The organism is Martinezella calliandrae (genome assembly GCF_030272695.1).
GTDB classification, from domain to species: domain Bacteria; phylum Pseudomonadota; class Alphaproteobacteria; order Rhizobiales; family Rhizobiaceae; genus Rhizobium; species Rhizobium calliandrae.
On the sequence record NZ_JARFYN010000028.1, the window covers coordinates 17535 to 36601 of the forward strand.

Here is a 19067-nt window from a genome sequence, read left to right on the forward strand (position 1 = left end):
AGTCGCGACGCTACTTTCAAGGGTGGCGCAGCGATCTGGAGTTGAAGAATTCGAAAACGGTCCATACGGCCGCAAATATTACCAATGACGAAAGCCAGCCCAGCACCGCATCGGACAGATAGTGGGCGCCGGTCAGAACACGCATCGTCGGCATCATGATCGACACAACGGCCAGCGGCACCCCCAGAGGAAGACGCAAGCGCGGCGGCAGCAGGAGGATGAGACAGAGAAGCCATCCGGCTGAAGACGCTTCTCCGGAAATGAAAGAGCAATTCCTGAGGCATTTTCCCGCAAATGAGCCCGCCTGAGCAAAATCCAGCGCTCCGCCGAAGAGATTGGTATCGCGGGGTCGCGGTCGGCCGGAATATGCCTTTAGCACCAGGTTGACGATGAGGCCGCAACCTATGGCCAATGACAGCAGCGCCACCATGCACTGGTCGACCTTCGGCGTGCGCCAATGGGATCCGCCAAGTTTCCTCCAGGAGACAAGCGGGATCGCGAGCAGCACGACGATCGCGATATAGGGCAAGACGAGCGAGATGCTGCGCAGCAAGACGAAGGGTCGAACTTTGTCATAGGCAAACCTGCCGCAGACATCGCCCGCCGAGCCGGTCGAAGTGCAAGGCGCAGTCGTAAAGACACCGCGGGCTACCGAAAGATCGATCTCGGGAAACCTGTTGAACAGGAGAAGCAGCAAACACCAAAGCGCAAAGAGCACGACGAACGCGGCAAGCGGCTTGCCGAACGATGTCGCTCGTTTTGGGTAAGCAGCATAGTCGTCATACATCAGGAAATGCCGTCTTCGGTCATCGCTTTTAGGGATGTTGGGAGGGTCTATCGGCTACCCGCTGAAGTGCGCAGACGATCTCCGTTGCGCTCGTTACGGGAGAATTCTGACAGTAACCTGAAAACATCAATTGCTTAGAAAGCACGGTTTGTTCTCTCAATGAGGGGTGGAAAGGGCCTCGGTTTCGTCGTTGGAAATTCCAAGTCTTGCTTCGATAACGGCTATCTTTTGAGGTGAATCTGCGCCGGTCTCTTCGATGTCTATAAAGAGTTGTTCGCATCCGCCGGGCGGCGGCTTGAGATGCATCTGACCGGCATTGTTGCCTCGATTTGGCTAGCCGTCACTCTCCGGTCTTGAAATAAGCCTCGAGGCGATAGCCGTCAGGGTCGATGACAAAGGCCGCGTAGTAGAATTGGCTGTAGTCCGGCCGGATGCCCGGCTTGCCGTTGTCTTCGCCGCCATTGGCAAGCCCGGCCGCGTAGAACGCGTCGACCGCCGCCTGGCTCGGCGCGACGAAGCAGAAATGCAGCCCGGAGCCGCGATCCGCTGGAACGGGCCGCTCCACTTCCATGACCCAGAATTGCGCCCGTTCCTCACCGTAGCCGATCGTGCCGTCGAAATTCGACAGACGCTCATAGCCGAGCGGCGCTAGTGCCGCATCATAGAATTGCCGGGCCCTTTCCAGGCTTTTGACACCAATCGAGATATGATCGAACATAAAATGCAAAGCTCCATTTGTCCGCTTGTGCTGCGTCGTGCCTGCCAAGGCTGAAGGTATGGCATCCCTTCCAGATCCAATGGCTTCGGCGTTGGTCCCAACCATCTTTCAACGACCGTTCGAAGTCAATGAAGAGTGCCTGGGAAGGGTGCCTGGGAAGAGGGCATGGAAAGAGCGCCCGGCGCCAGCTTGAGATCTTAAGCATGAGGTCCTCGACCCGCGGCATTCGGTAGGTTGCCTGCATGCATGGAATCGATAGGATTAATGGTGCGGCCAGCTTTTTTTCAAAGCACCTGTCGATTTCCAAGGGATTGCTTCGTCGTCCTATTGAGCGAGACAATTCCGTGGCAATGGCGCCAGCGGCTCGCCTCGAAAGGAATAGTCATATGCGTTTCATGTCTATCATCTCTTCCGCTCAGGTCGGCATGCCGACGCCCGAACTCATGGAAGCCATGGGCAAGCTCGTCGATCGCGAGATCAAGGCCGGCCGCATGATCGATACCGCCGGACTCATGCCAATAGAAACTGGAGTCCGCGTCAGCATCAAGGACCGCAAGATCGTCGTCGTCGATGGCCCGTTCGTCGAGGCCAAGGAAGTGGTTGGCGGCTATGCAATATTCGAATTTCAAGACAAAGAGGAGGCGTTGGCGCTGACCGTCGAATTCATGCAGCTCCACATAGATCACATGCCGGGATGGGAGGGCACGTGCGAGGTTCGACCGTTCTTTGCGCCGGATATGAACCCATGCCAAGTGCACTCGGCCGCCGTCGCGGTTGCTTGAAGAAGCGCGCAGCCGAAAGAGGGGATAGGCGGCCGTGACGGCCGCCAACGCCCATCGCACGATCCTGGCCGTCTGGCGGATCGAGCAGCCCAGGCTGATCACCAGCCTGGCAAGGATGCTGCGCGACGTGCCGCTGGCCGAAGACCTGACGCAAGAGGCGCTACTGGCAGCTCTGGAGCGGTGGCCCGAGACGGGCGTTCCGGAAAGGCCCGGGGCGTGGCTGATGGCGACCGCCAAGCGCCGGGCGCTCGATCATCTGCGCCGCCGCCAGATGCTTGAGCGCAAGCATCAGATGATCGCCCTCGAGATGGATGAGGAGCAGCAGGCGATGCCCGACTTAGATGCTGCCCTCGACGACGACATCGGCGACGAACTGCTCCGTCTCGTCTTCACCGCCTGCCATCCGCTGCTATCGCGGGAGGCTCGTGTCGCATTGGCGTTGCGGATGATCTGTGGTTTGACGACAGAGGAGATCGCCAGAGCTTTTCTGCTGCCGGAGGCGACGATTGCCCAGCGTATTGTCCGCGCCAAGCGAGCGCTTTCGGATTCGGGGCTGGCCTATGAGACACCCTGCGGCGAGGAGCTGGCGCAGCGGCTCGCTTCCGTGCTGGAGGTCGTCTATCTAATTTTCAATGAGGGCTATACGGCGGCGCGCGGCGACGACTGGCTGCGGCCGCAACTCTGCAACGAAGCATTGCGTATGTGCCGCATCCTCACCTCTATCGCGCCGCACGAACCGGAAGCCCACGCGCTGCTGGCGCTGATGGAGTTGAATGCCTCGCGAACCGCGGCGCGCACTGACGCGGCCGGCGAGCCGATCCTCCTGCTCGAACAGAACCGCGCCCTTTGGGATCAGCTACAGATCCGGCGGGGACTGCGGGCACTCGCACAGGCGAGGGACCTCGGCGGCGCGGGGGGTGCCTATGCCCTGCAGGCAGCCATTGTCGCCTGCCACGCAGAGGCCCGGACGGCCGATGCGACCGATTGGTCGCGCATTGCCGGGTTTTATAGGGAGCTGGCGATGGTTGTGCCGTCGCCGGTCATCGAACTCAATCGCGCCGTCGCGGTGGGCATGGCGGAAGGGCCGGAAGCGGGGCTGGCGATCGTGGACCAGCTTGCGGACGAGCCGGCGCTTAGGGGATATCACTTGCTGCCAAGTGTTCGCGGCGACCTGCTCCAGAAACTGGCTCGCCACGGGGAGGCGAGAGCCGCTTTCGAAACGGCCGCCACACTTGCCGGAAATCAGCGGGAGCGCGACTTGCTGATGCGGCGTGCCGCCGCGTCGGCGAGGATGTCGTCATAGTGGTATTCGCCCAGCAATAGCAGCTTGCGACAATCAGCTTGGTGCGATCGAAACCGTCTAATCGCGAATACCCGCACTCAAAACGGTGCGGGTATTCGAAACACCAACTATTCCGCCGCTTGGTAGGCATCCGAGCGCGCTGTCGATGTTCTCGGGCCCACGGCTGCCAGCAACGTGATGGCGGCGGCCAATATCGCGACGAAGGCGGTGCCGGCGATATAGGGATTCCAGCCGACGCTGGGTGCCGCTCCAAAAATGGCCGATGCGGCTGCCAGCACGATGCCGCCGCCGATCTGGAAGGAGGCAAACAGCAGGCCGGAGGCCAGGCCCGACTTGTCGTCTTCGACATCGGAAAGTGCCGCCACCTGCACCGAGGGATAGGTCATGGCATAACCGACGCCTAGCAGTATCTGGGAGATGGCGACGAGCAGGATCGGGTTGATGTTCCCGACCGAGAGAACCCAGAAGATATAGCTGATGGCCTGCAGCCCGACGCCAAGTGTCATCAGCCCGGTCGTGCCGCGACTTTGGCCGATCGCCGCAAATCGCGGTGCGAGGAACATCACGCAAACGCCGCCGAAGGCGAAGGAAAAGCCGGTGGCGAAGGCCGACCAGCCGACGACGTTCTGATAGTAGAGCGTCGCGATGAACTGGAAGCCGACATAGGCACCCTGGAAGAGAGCGGCGATGGCATTGGCATGGCTGAGCTTTGCCCGCCGGAAAATGGCAAGCGGCACCATCGGATCCTTATGACGGGACTCGACCAGCAGGAAAAGCACAATCAGAACCAGAGCCGCAATTAGTGCTCCCCAAGTGGGAAATGCCTGCCAGCCGGCGGCCGCGGCATTGGTGATGCCGAAGACGAACAACAGCAGGCCCGGCGTGATCGTCAGCGCACCGGCCCAGTCGAAATGGGGCCGTGGCCCGGTTCGCTCATGGTCGGAAGGCAGGACGATGGGCGCAATCAAGAGCGCGAGGATGGCAACGGGAGCCCCCATGACCAGCGTTGCGCGCCAGCTAATGATCGTTGCAGCCCCGCCCAGCACCATGCCGAGCACAAAGCCGGCGGCGCCGGTGGAGGAGAACACGCCGAGCGCCTTGGCGCGGGCTTTGCCTTCTCCGAACACGGACAGCAACAGAGCGAGTGCGGCCGGCGCGGTGAAGGCGGCGGCAATGCCCTTGATCAAACGCGCGCAGATCAGGGTTGGCGCGCTGTCCACGAAACCGCCAGCAATGCTGGCGGCGGCGAAGATGCCGAGCGACCAAAGGAAGACACGACGGTGGCCGAAAAGATCGGCAACGCGGCCGCCGAGCAGCAGAAAGCCGCCGTAGCCAAGTACGTAAGCGCTGACGGCCCATTGCAGCGATGTCGCCTGAATGCCGAGTTCGGTCTGGATTGCGGGCAGGGCTACGCCGATGGTGGAGACATCCATGGCGTCGAGGAAGTTGGCGGCGCAAAGCAGCAGCAATGCCAGCCCGGCCCCACTTCGCGAATTGGAATTAGTCATCGGGAACGTTCCTTCCTATGCTGCCGCCTCTCGGGAGGTTGGCGGGCGGCAGGGAACGAGAAAATGTACAGCTTCTAACCCTATTGCAAATTGATAGTAACCATGTCAGGTATTACTGGTGATGATGAATGATGCCACGCTCCGAAAAATCGACCTCAATCTGCTGCTCGCCTTTTCCGTGCTCATGCAGGAACGGAATGTGAGCCGGGCCGCCGAGCGCCTGCTGCTCGGCCAGCCGGGCTTGTCTGCGGCGCTGCGCCGTTTGCGCGAGACGCTCGATGATGAATTGTTCGTGCGCGTCGGGCGCGGCTTGCAGCCGACGCCGCGTGCCCTCTCGATTGCTCCCGCCATCGAGGATGCACTTTCGGGCATCGAGCGCGCCATACGCCCGCCGGCCGCTTTCGACCCGGCAAGCTGGCAGGGCGAGTTCCGCGTCGGCATGTATGATAATTTGGAATCGTCATTCTTCGGGCCGCTGGCGGCGCGGATGCGGAAGCTGGCGCCTGACGTTCGGTTGGTCAGCGTGGCGTTTGACAGGCGCGACGCCTCACGGCTCCTGGACGAGGGAGCCTATGAGTTCAGCATCTCCGTGCACGACGAACCTGCCTCCTGGCACATTCGCGCGCCTTTGTTCGAACAGGCCTCGTTGTGCATCTATGATGCCCGGCACCTGACATGCGCGACACCGCTGAGCCTGAAGCATTTCGCAAGCGCGCCGCATGTGACGGTATCACTGGAGGGCACCATATCGACCAATGTCGATGTCGCTCTTGCGCGCCTCGGGCATCGCCGCCAGGTGGTCGCGACAGTTCCGCGCTTTTCCGCCTTGCCACCGACATTGCGCGCCATTCCCGCCATTGCGACAGTTCCGGAGTCAGTCGCCCGCTGCATGGCGCAGCTTCACGATCTGACAATTTCAGCGCCGCCGTTCGAATTGCCGGCGGATCCGGTGACGATGCTCTATCGACGCGTCGATCAGGCCGACAGCCGTTCGGTCTGGCTGCGTCGCCTGTTCGTGGAAGTCGTGAGGGAAGCGCTGGAGGCGAGCGGCTGTAGAATAGGCGTTTCCACGGCTGCCTGCTGCTTCGATCAGGTTCCTTTGGCCGAGGCGGTGTGAATCTCTGGTGCGGTTGCCCGCAATCTCTATGGCAGTCGCGACCGGACCGAAGAGGGCGCGACGTCTCTCTCGTGATATGAATAGCCGCGTAATCATCGAATTCGACGTGGAATTGTCGAGGTAGGGCAACGGGTTAACCGGGTGTGGCGGCGCGGACGCTGTCGAAAGAATTCGATAGTCTCAACCTGTCCTATCATTAAATTACTCGCGCCGCCGAAGCCGAAGGGGTGATCGGCCTTGTCCGTCCCGCGTTGCTCGGTGCGCCAAACAATGTCTTCGCGGCTATGGCATAGTGCCAATCAGTATGACCCCCAAATGGCTGTCATCCTACCCATATGGACGTAGACGAATTGCAGGCTCTTCTTTTTGCCCGTCCCATTCCACAATGGGGTACGACAATTCGCGCCACGCGTGAGTGTGCAAGGGGGAGACCGCGATGACGGAAACTCGTCTCACAGGGGAAGACGCGTCCAATACGAGCATTGGTCAAAACGTGATCTCCGGAACCAGTGCAGGACATCTGGCGCTGGTTCCCACATGGATGCCTTTGGACATCGCGCCGAGCGCGAACGTCAATTCCGCCGGAAGCGGCGGCGATGGTATTGCAACCGGCGTCATCAGCAGCAATCCCCTCGCTATCTTTACCCCATCCAACACGGCGATAGCCGGCCCTCATGCGACAGCGGACGCCTTTCAGGGCAATGGTGCGCTTTTCAATCAACACCCCACCGAAATGGCCGGAATAGGCGGCGATGGCGGCAGCGGCAATGTCGCGATCGGCGGTACCGGCAGCACTTCCGTCAACCATGCCGGAACCGGCGGCAACGGCCTCTTTTTTGGCGGTATGGTGAGCTCCGATGTTGCCGTCTTCGCTCCGGTGAACACCGCTGCCGCTGGCGGCCAGGGATCCATCGCGCATTCGGATCAATCGAACAATGCGGCGTTTCTGCAAGGTGCGACGCAGATCGCCGGCATCGGCGGATCGGGTGGCAATCACAATATTGCCGCTGGTGGCGGCGGGTCGGAGAGTGCCGCTTCAAGCGCTTTACATTCGCTCATTCTCACCGGCGACAACTACGCAGGTCACGGTGGCGATGGCCATTTCATCGGCAGCATGATCGACGTGAACGTTGCCGTCTTTTCGCCGATCAACATCGCGGTCGGTGCCGCGGGAGGCTCTGCGGAAGCCCATCAGACGAACGATGTGATGTTCGACCAAGGCGGTATCCAGATGGCGGGTATCGGCGGCAACGGCGGCGGGTTCAACCTGTCGTCCGATACGATTTTCACCGGGAACAGTGTGGGTGGCGGCGGCGGATCAGGCTCTGCGAACGGTAGTTTCGTCGATGTCAACATCGGATATTTCCATCCCATCAACATCGCAGTTCCTGCCGGCGGCACGGCCGATGCCCAGCAGATCGACCATATCCTGACCGATCAGCATACGCTGCAGTTGGCGGGCCTTGGCGGCCATGGCGGTGAAGGCAACCTGACGGATGCCCATTCGGCCCTCGTCGACGATATCCTCAATTTCATGCACAGCTAGATTGGCGCAGCCTTTTGAGGCAACTGCTACCTGTTTGTTTTTCCCAAGTTGCGACGGAAGGACCGTTGCGCACATTATTTGAAATGCTTCGGATGCGTGTTCGCAGGAACGCGCGTCAATCGTTCCAATTCCGCGTTCCAACTCCCGATGGAAGCGTTCGCAGACGGCATCGTCTCTTCGTCGACCGCTCCACCCGCATTCATTTCGCCATAGCCGTTTGGGATACATCCTCTTTCCCGGCCATACCCCATCCAAAAGGACGTCTCCTAATATCCGGCTGGATCACAGGTTGAATCGCGAGCACTCTCTGGAGGCGGTTTTATTGCCTGGTAATGACGTACCGGCATCGGCCGTGGGAGATATACGGACCGAATAGGAGAGGAGTGACACTATGCCTATTCCACAGATAACTGACACGATCAATTTCACCGATCCCACTGCAGGCAACGCAAATGCCGGCAATGGCGGCGATGGCTACGGCAACGGAGACATCCACTACGATCCCCATGCCTATGTCGATAACTACCAGTATGTCAATGGCGCCTCAACTGATCTCACTAATGGCGATCACGTTCACCAGATGGCTGACTGGGATGCCGGCGGCGGCGGAGCTGGCGGACTTGCCCGCGCTTATGACGCCACGCTTTCCACACTCACCAGCACCGGTGGAGCCGGCGGGAGCGCCACCTCCAACGGCTTCCAGACCTCGACAAGCGGCGGCGACGTAGCAGCGGTTTCTGCAGCTACGACAGCCACGCAAACCAGTACGTCGTTGATCGACCAGCACGCCACCATCATATCCGGCATGGGCGGCAATGGCGGTAACGGCAACACGGCCTTAGGCGGCAGCATCTCGGCTGCTTTGGTTCATACCGATACGCTCAGCCAGACCGTATCGAACGCTTTCGATCATTTCAATAATACCGACGGCAGCATCGACGTGCACCACCTCGGTTCGTGATCGATTATGCCAGCCGACTCATGAAATTGGGTCTTGAGGATCGCGGGTTTCGGCCAGCGATCCTCACATTTATGACAGTTCGACCAAGCGCATTCGCCTTGTCATAGACCAAAGCTGCGAGATCTGATGATGTCAACAAGTCTTGCACAATCCCAGCACCCGCAGACTCCACTGGTCAAGGCCCTGCGGGCCTGCGCCGGGGCATTGGGTTTGGTTTTCCTCTATAGCTGCGGCTACAACCTCTTTCTTCTTGCCCCCTCCATCTATCTCTTGCAAATATACGACCGGGTGATGTCAAGCCGCAGCACCGATACGCTGCTGATGCTGACGCTCATCATTTCCGTTGCGGTAGTGGTTGGCTCCACTTTGGACATCGTGCGCAGGGCAGCGCTTTCGCGCATCGGTAGCTGGCTGGATCATCGGTTGCGTCCGGATGTCCTGAACGCTTCGTTCGAATATGCGTCGCGCGCCGATACCAGCGTGGCAGCCGATTGTTACCGCGACCTTGCGACACTACGCCAGTTCCTCGATTCGCCGGCGAGTGCGCTTCTTTTCGATGTTCCCTGGGCGCCGGTATTCCTGCTGCTGCTCTTTCTCGTTCATCCCTTGCTGGGCGCGATCGGTCTCCTGAGCGCAATCGCGCTCCTGTCGCTCGCCCTGCTGACGGAGCTGGCGACGCAGCAGCCGATCGCGCAGGCCAATCTTGCATTGTCGCGCAGCTATATGCGGCTTGCGACGGCCCTTCGATATATTCAGGTGATCCGAGCCATGGGAATGCAGGATGGCGCGGCACAAATCGTCTACCGCGATGCCGAGTCGGCCAGAAGAGCGCAGGACACCGCCATGCATCGCACCGAGATCATTTTGGGATTCTCGAAGTCCATCAGGACGTTAACCCAAATTCTTGTCATGGGAGCGGCTGCATGGCTGGTCCTCGAGGATAACAGCAGCCCCGGCATCATCTTTGTCTCGAGCCTGCTGCTCGGCCGAGGTCTTGCGCCGGTCGAGGGCGCGATCGGCGCTTGGCGCTCCTTTGCGTTTGCGCGCAATTCCTTCAATCGTCTCAATAAGATGCTGATCGTTGTCGCGTCGCAGGATGATGCCCGAACGATACCCACCCCAGACCCGAGCGGTCTCGTCCTCGACAATGTCGGCTACGCCCCGCCGTTTGTCGATCGGCCGATACTGAGAGGCGTCACGCTGCGCCTGATGCCAGGTGATTGCGTCGCGCTCATCGGCCCGTCGGGGTCCGGCAAGTCGACGCTCGGCCGGATCATGGCCGGCGTCCTGCACCCGACGAGCGGATGCGCGTTTCTTGGAGGCGTTGACGTACAGGCACTGCGCCTGTGTGGCAACACGCATCATGTCGGCTATCTGCCGCAGGATATCGAACTTTTCGGCGGAGCCATCAAGGATGTCATCGGGCGTCTGGATGGCACGGACCCTGCCAAGGCCATCGAAGCGGCAAAGCTCGTCGGGCTGCACGAAACGATCATGCGGCTACCGCATGGCTATGAGACCGATATCGGCGACGGGGGAAGCTTGCTGCTGCGCGCTCAGCGGCAACAGCTCGGACTGGCGCGCGCGGCTTACGGAAATCCGCCGCTTGTTGTGCTCGACGATCCGAATTCCAGTTTGGACTATGAAGGCGAACGCATCTTGTTCAATGCGATCGAACGCATGAGATCCAAGCGAATGATCGTCGTCATCATTACCCATCGGATGGGTGTCCTGCCCGTCACCAACAAGATCGCCATTATCCGCAATGGCATGGTCAATGCGTTTGGAGAGAGCGAGCATATATACGATACTTATCTGCGTCCTCCATCGCCGGCGCCGACCCTGGAAGGAAGGGCTGTGTCATGACCGTCATCCGTGCCGCCACCCCGTCCAAATTCATAAGCCCTTCAAGCCCGAGCAGCCGGTCCGCCCAACGATTAGAGGCCGCCAAGAAGTTCTGGAACTATTCACCCGTACTTGATGCGGATTTCACGACTTTGGCGCCGGCGTCGCCGATGCCAATGCTGCGTTCGGTGAGGCGAACGGGCAACCTGCTGATTTGCGTGTTTATTCTCGGTTTCGGAATATGGGCGATGCTGGCTCCCCTCAAGAGCGCTGCGGTCGCGGCCGGCGTCGTGGAACCGGAGTTCAGCCGCAAGACCGTCCAACATCTGGAGGGTGGGATCATACGGCAGATTCTCGTCAAGAACGGCGATTCTGTCGTCGCGGGGCAGGTTCTGATCGAACTCGACGATACCAAGTCGCGTTCGGAACGCGACAGCATTCAAGGGCAGCTCTGGGACGCCGAGGGCATGCATGCGCGCCTGCTTGCCGAACAGAACGGTAGTGATGAGATCATTTTTCCGCCGGACCTTCGAGCGTTGATGAACAGTAATCCGGCGGTCGAAGCCATTATGAGCGGGCAGCACAGGATATTCGAGACCCGCCGCCAGGTCATGCAATCCGAGATAGCGATCACGCAGGAGAAGATGAGACAGGTCCAGCAGGAAATCATCGGGCTTGGCGCGCAAAAGGCGTCGCTCGTCGACAGGGCCGAAATCTCGCGGCAGGAGATGGAATCGGCCACGAGCCTCGTCAATAAAGGGGCGGAGAGGAAGAGCAGGATCTTCAATCTGGGGCGCGAGAAGGCCGACATCGATGGGCAGGCCGGCGAAGTGGACGCTCAGATATCGCGCGCCTATCAGGTGATCGGCGAGGCGCAGGCCAATCTCGTGAAACTGCAGAACGATCGGCTGAATGAGGTCGCCCAAGGCCTTCGCGACACGGAAAGCCAGATCCTGCAACTGAGCGAACGTCTGCGAGAGATCGACGATCAGCTTTCAAGAACCGATGTCCGGGCTCCGGAGGACGGAGTGATCATGGACCTGCACGTTCACACGGCAGGTGGCGTGGTTGGCGCGGGCGAGCCGCTTCTCGATCTGGTGCCGCGCGAAGCCCGTCTCGTCATAACGGCACATGTACGGCCGGAGGATATCAATTTGGTGCGTCCGGGGTTGGAAGCACAAGTTCATCTTCTACCTTATAATCAGCGGCGGGTTCCGCTGCTGAAAGGTACGGTGGACTATGTTTCCGCGGATCGCCTCGTCGATAAGCAGACCGGCCAGGCCTATTATGCTGCGACGATCCGTGTGACAGATGAACGATTGGCGAAGATGCACGATGTAGCGCTGGTTCCGGGCATGCCCGCCCAAACATTGATCGAAACGGGCAAGAGCAGCGTCGCATTTTACGCAATCAGACCGCTTCTGGACAGCTTCAACAGAGCGTTCCGCGAAGACTGAAGAACTCCAGAGCATCCGGTTCGTAATGCGACGCGAATATGGATTGGTACTCCCACCATTCCTTCCTGGCGCCTCTCAATTTCTCGCATGTCGCCGTCGAAGGGACGCAATGATGGGTAAGAGAAAATTCAATGATGACAGGATCATGGACATTCTGAAGGAGCATCAGAGTGGCATGACGGTGACGGATGTCTGCAGCAAATACGGGATTAGCGAACCGACCTTCTATCGGTGGCAATCCCTGCAACTCAGGAATGCCGGCTTCGACGTTAAAAGACTGAGGGCACTGGAAGAGGAGAACCGAAAGCTCAAGAAGCTATTAGCCGAAACCATGCTCGCAGCAGCGACGCTCAGCGAAATGCTTGAAAAAACATCCAGGGAAAGCGCCTAGCTCACGACGCTGCCACATCATGGCCGTTGGTAAGCACCCTATACCCCAATCGGGCGACGACTTCGGTTCGGTTCTGGACTTGCAGCTTGCGCATAATATGCTGCACGTGCATTTTTACGGTGTGGCCCGACAGGTGGAGCTTCCCCGCAATGACCTTATTCGAGCAGCCGCGTTGCAGCTCGGCCAGCACGTCCGTTTCGCGTGGCGTGAAGTCGGCAAGATCCAAGCCATGCGCGCGCGTCTCTATCATCCTTTGATCGTCATCTGGAGGTTCAACGTGCCTGGTATGGCCGTTCGTAAGCATGTCTAGCGGCTGCGGACAGAATATACCGCCTGCGAGTACGAGCCGCAGCCCGGCAAGGGCGATTTCGATGGGAATTGAGGTCGTGAAAAAGCCGCGAATGCCCATTTTTAGCGCTTGAGACGCGATAGAAATATCATCCGAGCCCGATAGTAGTGCGATAGGCGCTTCGGAAAAGCGTTCCGCGATAGCCGTCAGATCGTCAAGTACGCTGACGCTCTCCACGCTTCTGCCGCCCAAATCCAGAACGATCAGGCGGACATCCATTCCAAGAGCCCTATCAAGACTCTCAGTAGAGACCATATCAACAAGATCCCAGCCGGCGAGTTCGTGCTCAAGAAGCTTCACGATAGTCGTGCGGGCAAGTGTGTGATGATCTATGATGATAACGGTCGGCGCATCGCGCCCGATCCGGCGTTTTGTTCGTGAATTGATGGACACGTGTCGCCCCCCCCAGGTTATATGCGTTCCATCTCGCTACAAATATTATACCCCGTTGTTGTGTCATGTCATGATAAAATCGGGATTAATCCCAGCACAACCCAATGTGGCGAGATGAGTGAATCGCCCTAACCACAATCCTGAGGCGCATTTCCCTAAACCATCAATTGACAGGGGTGCTGCGTCGGCTATTTCACGATAGCGCCCCTTGGATATTGGCGGCCAGAACATGATTGTGGCTGCGCGATAACAGGCGCTGCGGCTCGAATTTGATCCGGTTGGTACTGAAAAATATAGATCTCCGCGCCGTCCGGCGTGATCTTGGCGAATGGTTTACTTCAAGGGCGGCTGGATCGCCCAACCGCATGCCTGTAGTCAGCCCGAAGGCGTTGCCGATTGAGAATTATGCTTAAAAGGCCGGGTGAATGGCTGCCATTCCAAGTTGTTAACAACCGAGGCGACAGCCCCAGAGCGATGGTTTGAGTTACGAAAACGACGCAAGAAACCTTGTCGCCCTCTCAACAAGCTTGCTGAAGTTTGAATAGGGATGATCCCCGACCTAACAGGCCGCGCATCCGCCGGATTTTGATAGCGACCGGATTAGACGCGCCCGATGTCGTCATGTCGACGGCCTTCGGGCCGCCGACACTTGCACGCTTCGAGTTGATCACGCAGAACGCGCGCAAGGCTACAGTCTTATGGTCCGGTTCCTCACGTCGGTCCTTCCGGCGTCGGGGCCGCTCAGGCGAGACGTGTTCCATTGCCGTCATAAGGCCATTTCCAGTGACTGATTTCCGGCATGTCTTCGCCATATCGACGAATGTAGCGATGGTGTTCTTCGAGTTTGCCGCGGAAAAGCTTGACCGCATTCAGCCGCTTTTTCCTTCAGTCCCGGCACGCGTTCGATCGCCTCGATGGCGAGATGATAGCGATCGAGTTCGTTGAGAACAGTCATGTCGAACGGCGTTGTCGTTGTCCCTTCCTCGATGAAGCCGCGGACATGGATGTTATTATGGTTCGTGCGTCGATAGGTCAGGCGGTGGATCAGGTAGGGATAGCCGTGATAGGCGAAGATGACTGGTCGGTCCGGTGTGAACAGCCCGTCGAAGACCTTTTCGCTCAGTCCGTGCGGATGTTGTTCCTGGGACTGCAGTGCCATCAGGTCGACGACATTGACGACGCGGATCGATAGCTCCGGGATGTTCTGGCGGAGAAGGTCGACCGCCGCAAGCGTCTCCATGGTCGGCACGTCGCCGGCGCAGGCCATGACAACGTCGGGCTCCCCGGCGCTTTGTTCATTGCCGGCCCAATCCCAGATGCCGATGCCGGCCTCGCAATGTCTGGCGGCTTCAGCCATGGACAGCCATTGCAGTTCCGGCTGCTTGCCGGCGACGATGACGTTGATGCGGTCATAGGTCTTCAGGCAATGGTCGCAGATCCACAGCAGCGTGTTGGCATCCGGCGGCAGATAGATGCGAACGGTGTCGGCCTTCTTGTTTGCGACGAGGTCAACGAAGCCGGGGTCCTGATGGCTGAAGCCGTTATGGTCTTGCCGCCAGACATGCGAAGTCAGCAGATAGTTCAGCGAGGAAATCGGTTTGCGCCACGGTAGCTCGCGCGAGACTTTCAGCCACTTGGCATGCTGGTTAAACATCGAATCGATGATGTGGATGAAGGCTTCGTAGCAGGAAAACAGGCCGTGGCGACCGGTCAACAGATAGCCCTCCAGCCAACCCTGGCACAGATGTTCGCTCAACACTTCCATCACCCGACCGTCACGCGCCAGACTGACGTCATACGGCTTGATTTCCTCCATCCAGACACGGTCGGTCACTTCGAAGACGCTGCCAAGGCGGTTGGACTCCGTCTCGTCGGGACCGAAAATGCGAAAATTGGCACTGTCAGCATTGAGGGTCAAAGTATCGCGGAGATAATGGCCAAGGATTTCGGTTGATTGTACCAGCGTTCTGCCACGCTCCTTAACAGCCACTGCATAAACGTCGATCGCAGGCGTTGTGAGTTCTTGGCGCAAGCTGCCGCCATTGGCATGGGGATTGGCGCCCATGCGTCGTTGGCCCATTGGCGCCAACGCGCGCAAATCGTCCTTCAGGCGCCCGTTGCTGTCGAAGAGATCCTGCGGATCATAGCTTTGCATCCAGTCTTCCAGGATCTTCCGATGGCCGGCATCCTCGCGGCAATTGGAAACCGGCACCTGATGTGCCCGCCAGAAGCCTTCCACCCTCTTGCCGTCTACTTCCTTGGGACCGGTCCAGCCCTTCGGGCTTCTGAGCACGATCATCGGCCAGCGCGGGCAGAAATTGCCGGGTGCGCCGTAGCGGGCCTCATGTTGAATGGCGCGGATGCGATCGAAGGCCTGCTCGAAGGTCGCGGCCATGGCCTGATGCATCTTATGCGGTTCCGAACCTTCGACAAAGAACGGTTCGTAGCCGTAGCCGATGAAGAGGTGGCGCAGATCCTCGTCGCTGGCGCGGCCGAGAAGAGTGGGGTTGGCGATCTTATAGCCGTTGAGATGCAAGATCGGCAGTACGGCACCGTCGCGTGCGGGGTTGAGGAACTTGTTGGAATGCCAACTCGCGGCCAACGGTCCGGTTTCGGCTTCACCATCGCCGACGACGCAGGCTGCGATCAGGTCGGGATTGTCGAAGACGGCGCCGTAGGCATGCACAAGGGCATAGCCGAGTTCGCCGCCCTCATGGATCGAACCGGGTGTCTCCGGGGCCGCATGGCTCGGAATGCCGCCTGGGAAGGAGAACTGACGGAAGAGCTTGCGCATGCCGTCCGTATTCTCGGGAATGTCCGGATAGATTTCGCTATAGGTGCCTTCGAGATAGGTATTGGCGACCATGCCGGGACCGCCATGGCCAGGGCCGCAGACATAGATGATATCGAGATCGCGGTTGCGGATGATCCAATTGAGATGAGCGTAGATAAAATTCAGTCCGGGCGTCGTGCCCCAATGGCCGAGAAGCCGAGGCTTGATATGCTCAGCCCTCAGCGGCTCGCGCAGCAATGGATTGTCGAGAAGATAGATCTGTCCCACCGATAGGTAGTTGGCCGCGCGCCAATAGCGGTCGATCAATGAAAGCTCGGCGGCATCAAGCACGCCGGCAGAATCTGCGATTACCTGTCTTTCCATGTGATTGCTCCGATTCAACGTGGTCGAATGCGAAGCTATCGTCGATGGAGCGAGGTGATTATGATCTTTATCACTCGCCCGCAAAAATCGACAGGGCCTCATCGGCAATGACCTGTTCTTCGTCCGTCGGAATGACGAGCGCAGTCACGGAACTCGAAGAGGTGCTGACGATGGGCGCATTGGTTGCGTTCTGATCGCTGCCGATCTCTAAGCCAAGCCACCGCAGGCGGTTGCAGATCGCCGCACGAATTTCGGGCTGATGCTCGCCGATCCCGGCGGTGAAGATCACACCGTCAAGGCCGCCAAGGGTTACCGCCATCCGGCCGATCTCGCCGGCAATGCGAAGGCAAAACAAGTCGATCGCCTCTCGCGCATCCGCACGCGCGTCCTTCAGCAAATCGCGCGTGTCGGCGCTGATGCCGGAGACACCGATCAGACCGGACTTGTGGTAGAGCATGTCTTCCGCATCCTTCAGCGTCGCGCCTTTTTGCCCGAGCAGATGCAGCAGCACGCCGGGATCGAGCGTGCCGCAGCGCGTCGCCATCGGGATGCCGTCCAGCGTGGAAAATCCCATGCTGCAATCACGGCTTTCGCCGTTGTCGAGGGCGCAAAGGCTAGCCCCGCTGCCAAGATGGGCGACAACGACTTTGCCAGCGGCCGCCTTGGGTTCGCGCCTTTGCAGCTCGGTGGCGATGAAAGCATAGGAAAGTCCGTGAAAGCCGTAGCGTTTGATCCCCTGGTCGTGCAGAGCGCGCGGAAGAGCGAAGCGGCGAACGAGATCACTCTGCGTGGCGTGGAAGGCTGTGTCGAAGGAGGCGGTCTGTGCGACCGCCGGCCGTAGATGTTTGACTGCGCGGATCAGGCGCAGCGCCTGCGGCTGGTGCAACGGCGCGAGCGCCGTCAGCCCTTCAATATCGCGGATACTGGCGTCATTAAGACGCACCGGGCCGCTGAACATATCGCCTCCATGGACCACACGATGACCGATGGTGCTCAATTTAGAGATGTCAAAATGCTCGCCGAGGATCCCAAAAGTTTCCTCCACGACCTCTTGCAACCGTTCGCCTCTGTCCGTTTGCAGGGAGCGATCGAAAGATGTCGGACCTTCCGTCAAATGGAAGGTGAGGGGGCGACGGCGGAAATCGATCAGTCCCTTGCCGATGCGGTGAGCTTTATCCGCCTTGATCTCGAAAAGGCCGATTTTGACCGTCGACGACCCAGCATTGAAAGTCAGAAGCAGGTTTCCGTTCCGCATAGTGCCAGCCTTATCAAAGGAATATCTGTCAGTAGAGAAGTGGACGCACCGTCTCGCACAAAGTCGGGACGGCCGTCAAACTGCAAGGAAACACGGCAGTAAAAGGCATTTGATTGCCGCTTGCTCCGTTGAAACTGGACTGTCAGGCCAGGCGCGACGGCAGAGCCGCGCCTGCAGCAATTTGAAAGACCGGCTTCAGCGGGTCTTCTTGGTCAGTTCTTTCGCCTTTTTATTGTCCTCGACGATTTCATACCACATTGCGTTGAGGACGGCGAAGGCTGCAGCGAGAGGGAAGCCGAGAAGCCAGGCAAAATACCACATGTTTTTTCTCCTATCGTCAAATCAGTAGGCGTGGTGGCTCTTGTCGCTGACTGCCCCGGCGTCGATCTTGCCCCAGAGCACCCGGTAAACCCAGGCGGTATAGAGCAGGATGATCGGCAGGAAGAGCACCGCCACGACGAGCATGATGAACAGCGTCATGTGGCTTGAGGATGCGTCCCAGACTGTGAGACTGGAGCGAGGATCAAGCGAGGAGGGCAGGATAAAGGGGAACATCGAGACGCCAACCGTCGAGATGATGCCGAACAGGGCGAGCTTGCTGAAGAGCAGCGGTGCCACTTCACGCCGGGCAAGCATCGACAGAAGGGCCGCGATCGCGCCAAGGAGGCCGAGGATCGGAGCAATCATCATCCAGGGATGGCTGACATAATTGGCGAACCAGGCGCCAGGCGCGCGATCGACGGTCTTAAGCAGCGGATTGGATGGGCCGGCCGGGTTGATCTCGCTGGTGATGTGATAGCCCTCGACGCCGTACCAGAGGGCAACGCCGCCGAGCGCGAAGAGCACGATCGTTGCGAGCGCTGCCAAGCTGCCATAGCGACGGGCCCGATCGGCGACGACGCCGTCTGTCTTCAACTGTAGCCATGCCGCGCCATGCATTGCAAGCATGGCGACGGAGAGCAGACCGCAGAGCAATGCATAGGGATTAAGCAGTTCAAAAAAAGAGCCCTCATAATAGATCCGCATGTCATCGGCGAAGCGAAACGGCACGCCCTGCAGGACGTTGCCGACGGCGACGCCGAAGATAAGGGAAGGAACGAAACCGCCGATGAACAGCGCCCAGTCCCAGCCTGCTTTCCAGCGAGCACTCTCGCGCTTGGAGCGGTATTTGAACGCAACCGGCCTGAGGATGAGCGCGAAGAGGACCGCAAACATCGCCAGATAGAAGCCGGAGAAGGAGACCGCGTAAAGCGGCGGCCAGGCGGCGAAGATTGCGCCACCCCCGAGGATCAGCCAGACCTGGTTTCCTTCCCAGGTCGCGCCGATCGCATTGATGGCGATGCGCCGTTCGGTATCGGTCTTCGCGACGAAGGGCAGAAGTGTGCCGATACCGAGATCGAAGCCGTCGGTCACCGCAAAGTTGATCAGCAGAACGCCGAGCAGCAGCCACCAGATGATGCGCAAGGTCTCATAGTCGATCAGTTGATGCAGGATCATG

General features: G+C 59.2%; 15 protein-coding genes and 1 pseudogene. 8 read left to right on the plus strand and 8 right to left on the minus strand.

Going from position 1 to position 19067, the window contains the following annotated elements; genetic code table 11:
- Window positions 1-16 precede the first annotated feature (16 nt).
- A complete protein-coding gene (locus PY650_RS20495; RefSeq protein ID WP_285881386.1) occupies window positions 17-787 on the minus strand; it encodes a phosphatase PAP2 family protein in 771 nt (256 codons plus the stop codon).
- A 340-nt stretch (window positions 788-1127) separates the two neighbouring features.
- Window positions 1128-1505, minus strand: a complete 378-nt coding sequence (locus PY650_RS20505) for a VOC family protein (protein ID WP_285881388.1) — start codon at window positions 1503-1505, stop codon at window positions 1128-1130.
- A gap of 386 nt (window positions 1506-1891) precedes the next feature.
- On the opposite strand from PY650_RS20505, the gene PY650_RS20510 reads away from it, so the two are divergent.
- Both PY650_RS20510 and PY650_RS20515 read left to right on the plus strand, forming a co-directional pair.
- Window positions 1892-2287 (plus strand): YciI family protein, encoded by a 396-nt coding sequence (locus tag PY650_RS20510; protein ID WP_285881389.1) that lies wholly within the window; start codon window positions 1892-1894, stop codon window positions 2285-2287.
- 34 nt (window positions 2288-2321) lie between these two features.
- Window positions 2322-3590, plus strand: coding sequence for an RNA polymerase sigma factor (locus tag PY650_RS20515; RefSeq protein ID WP_285881390.1), 1269 nt, complete (start codon window positions 2322-2324; stop codon window positions 3588-3590).
- A gap of 107 nt (window positions 3591-3697) precedes the next feature.
- On the opposite strand, the gene PY650_RS20520 is transcribed toward PY650_RS20515, so the two are convergent.
- Window positions 3698-5098 carry an MFS transporter gene (locus PY650_RS20520; RefSeq protein WP_285881391.1) on the minus strand — a complete coding sequence of 467 codons (1401 nt, stop codon included), beginning with the start codon at window positions 5096-5098 and terminating at the stop codon, window positions 3698-3700.
- 121 nt (window positions 5099-5219) lie between these two features.
- Here PY650_RS20520 and PY650_RS20525 point away from each other — a divergent pair, with 121 nt between their 5' ends.
- The 6 genes from PY650_RS20525 (at window position 5220) to PY650_RS20550 (ending at window position 12415) form a co-directional block, all read left to right on the plus strand.
- Complete coding sequence (locus PY650_RS20525) at window positions 5220-6215, plus strand: LysR family transcriptional regulator (protein ID WP_285881392.1); 996 nt, start codon at window positions 5220-5222, stop codon at window positions 6213-6215.
- 436 nt (window positions 6216-6651) lie between these two features.
- Window positions 6652-7761, plus strand: a complete 1110-nt coding sequence (locus PY650_RS20530) for a hypothetical protein (RefSeq protein ID WP_285881393.1) — start codon at window positions 6652-6654, stop codon at window positions 7759-7761.
- 391 nt (window positions 7762-8152) lie between these two features.
- Window positions 8153-8722, plus strand: a complete 570-nt coding sequence (locus PY650_RS20535) for a PE-PGRS family protein (protein ID WP_285881394.1) — start codon at window positions 8153-8155, stop codon at window positions 8720-8722.
- A 129-nt stretch (window positions 8723-8851) separates the two neighbouring features.
- Window positions 8852-10588, plus strand: coding sequence for a type I secretion system permease/ATPase (locus PY650_RS20540; protein WP_285881439.1), 1737 nt, complete (start codon window positions 8852-8854; stop codon window positions 10586-10588).
- Window positions 10585-12024, plus strand: coding sequence for an HlyD family type I secretion periplasmic adaptor subunit (locus tag PY650_RS20545; RefSeq protein ID WP_285881395.1), 1440 nt, complete (start codon window positions 10585-10587; stop codon window positions 12022-12024). Before PY650_RS20540 ends, PY650_RS20545 begins: the two co-directional genes overlap by 4 nt.
- Window positions 12025-12136: 112 nt before the next feature.
- Entirely contained in the window at window positions 12137-12415 is a 279-nt protein-coding gene (locus PY650_RS20550) for a transposase (protein WP_285881396.1), read from the plus strand.
- 1 nt (window position 12416) lies between these two features.
- Here PY650_RS20550 and PY650_RS20555 read toward each other — a convergent pair whose 3' ends face one another.
- The 5 genes and pseudogenes from PY650_RS20555 to cydB form a co-directional block, all read right to left on the minus strand.
- On the minus strand, window positions 12417-13157 hold the full coding sequence (locus PY650_RS20555) for a LuxR C-terminal-related transcriptional regulator (protein ID WP_285881397.1): 741 nt from the start codon (window positions 13155-13157) through the stop codon (window positions 12417-12419).
- Window positions 13158-13898: 741 nt separating this feature from the next.
- Window positions 13899-16314: pseudogene (locus tag PY650_RS20565) on the minus strand (phosphoketolase family protein).
- Between the two features lie 70 nt (window positions 16315-16384).
- A complete protein-coding gene (locus PY650_RS20570) occupies window positions 16385-17569 on the minus strand; it encodes an acetate/propionate family kinase (protein WP_285881398.1) in 1185 nt (394 codons plus the stop codon).
- Between the two features lie 195 nt (window positions 17570-17764).
- On the minus strand, window positions 17765-17890 hold the full coding sequence (gene cydX, locus PY650_RS20575; RefSeq protein ID WP_285881399.1) for a cytochrome bd-I oxidase subunit CydX: 126 nt from the start codon (window positions 17888-17890) through the stop codon (window positions 17765-17767).
- Window positions 17891-17911: 21 nt separating this feature from the next.
- Window positions 17912-19066, minus strand: coding sequence for a cytochrome d ubiquinol oxidase subunit II (gene cydB / locus PY650_RS20580; protein WP_285881400.1), 1155 nt, complete (start codon window positions 19064-19066; stop codon window positions 17912-17914).
- Window position 19067: the final 1 nt, after the last annotated feature.

What these genes read in the sequence shown, in the direction of transcription:
- PY650_RS20495 (WP_285881386.1), bottom strand. Translation starts at nt 787, where the DNA reads ATGTATGACGACTATGCTGCTTACCCAAAACGAGCGACATCGTTCGGC.
- PY650_RS20505 (WP_285881388.1), bottom strand. Translation starts at nt 1,505, where the DNA reads ATGTTCGATCATATCTCGATTGGTGTCAAAAGCCTGGAAAGGGCCCGG.
- PY650_RS20510 (WP_285881389.1), top strand. Translation starts at nt 1,892, where the DNA reads ATGCGTTTCATGTCTATCATCTCTTCCGCTCAGGTCGGCATGCCGACG.
- PY650_RS20520 (WP_285881391.1), bottom strand. Translation starts at nt 5,098, where the DNA reads ATGACTAATTCCAATTCGCGAAGTGGGGCCGGGCTGGCATTGCTGCTG.
- PY650_RS20525 (WP_285881392.1), top strand. Translation starts at nt 5,220, where the DNA reads ATGATGAATGATGCCACGCTCCGAAAAATCGACCTCAATCTGCTGCTC.
- PY650_RS20530 (WP_285881393.1), top strand. Translation starts at nt 6,652, where the DNA reads ATGACGGAAACTCGTCTCACAGGGGAAGACGCGTCCAATACGAGCATT.
- PY650_RS20535 (WP_285881394.1), top strand. Translation starts at nt 8,153, where the DNA reads ATGCCTATTCCACAGATAACTGACACGATCAATTTCACCGATCCCACT.
- PY650_RS20540 (WP_285881439.1), top strand. Translation starts at nt 8,852, where the DNA reads ATGTCAACAAGTCTTGCACAATCCCAGCACCCGCAGACTCCACTGGTC.
- PY650_RS20545 (WP_285881395.1), top strand. Translation starts at nt 10,585, where the DNA reads ATGACCGTCATCCGTGCCGCCACCCCGTCCAAATTCATAAGCCCTTCA.
- PY650_RS20550 (WP_285881396.1), top strand. Translation starts at nt 12,137, where the DNA reads ATGGGTAAGAGAAAATTCAATGATGACAGGATCATGGACATTCTGAAG.
- PY650_RS20570 (WP_285881398.1), bottom strand. Translation starts at nt 17,569, where the DNA reads ATGCGGAACGGAAACCTGCTTCTGACTTTCAATGCTGGGTCGTCGACG.
- cydX (WP_285881399.1), bottom strand. Translation starts at nt 17,890, where the DNA reads ATGTGGTATTTTGCCTGGCTTCTCGGCTTCCCTCTCGCTGCAGCCTTC.
- cydB (WP_285881400.1), bottom strand. Translation starts at nt 19,066, where the DNA reads ATGATCCTGCATCAACTGATCGACTATGAGACCTTGCGCATCATCTGG.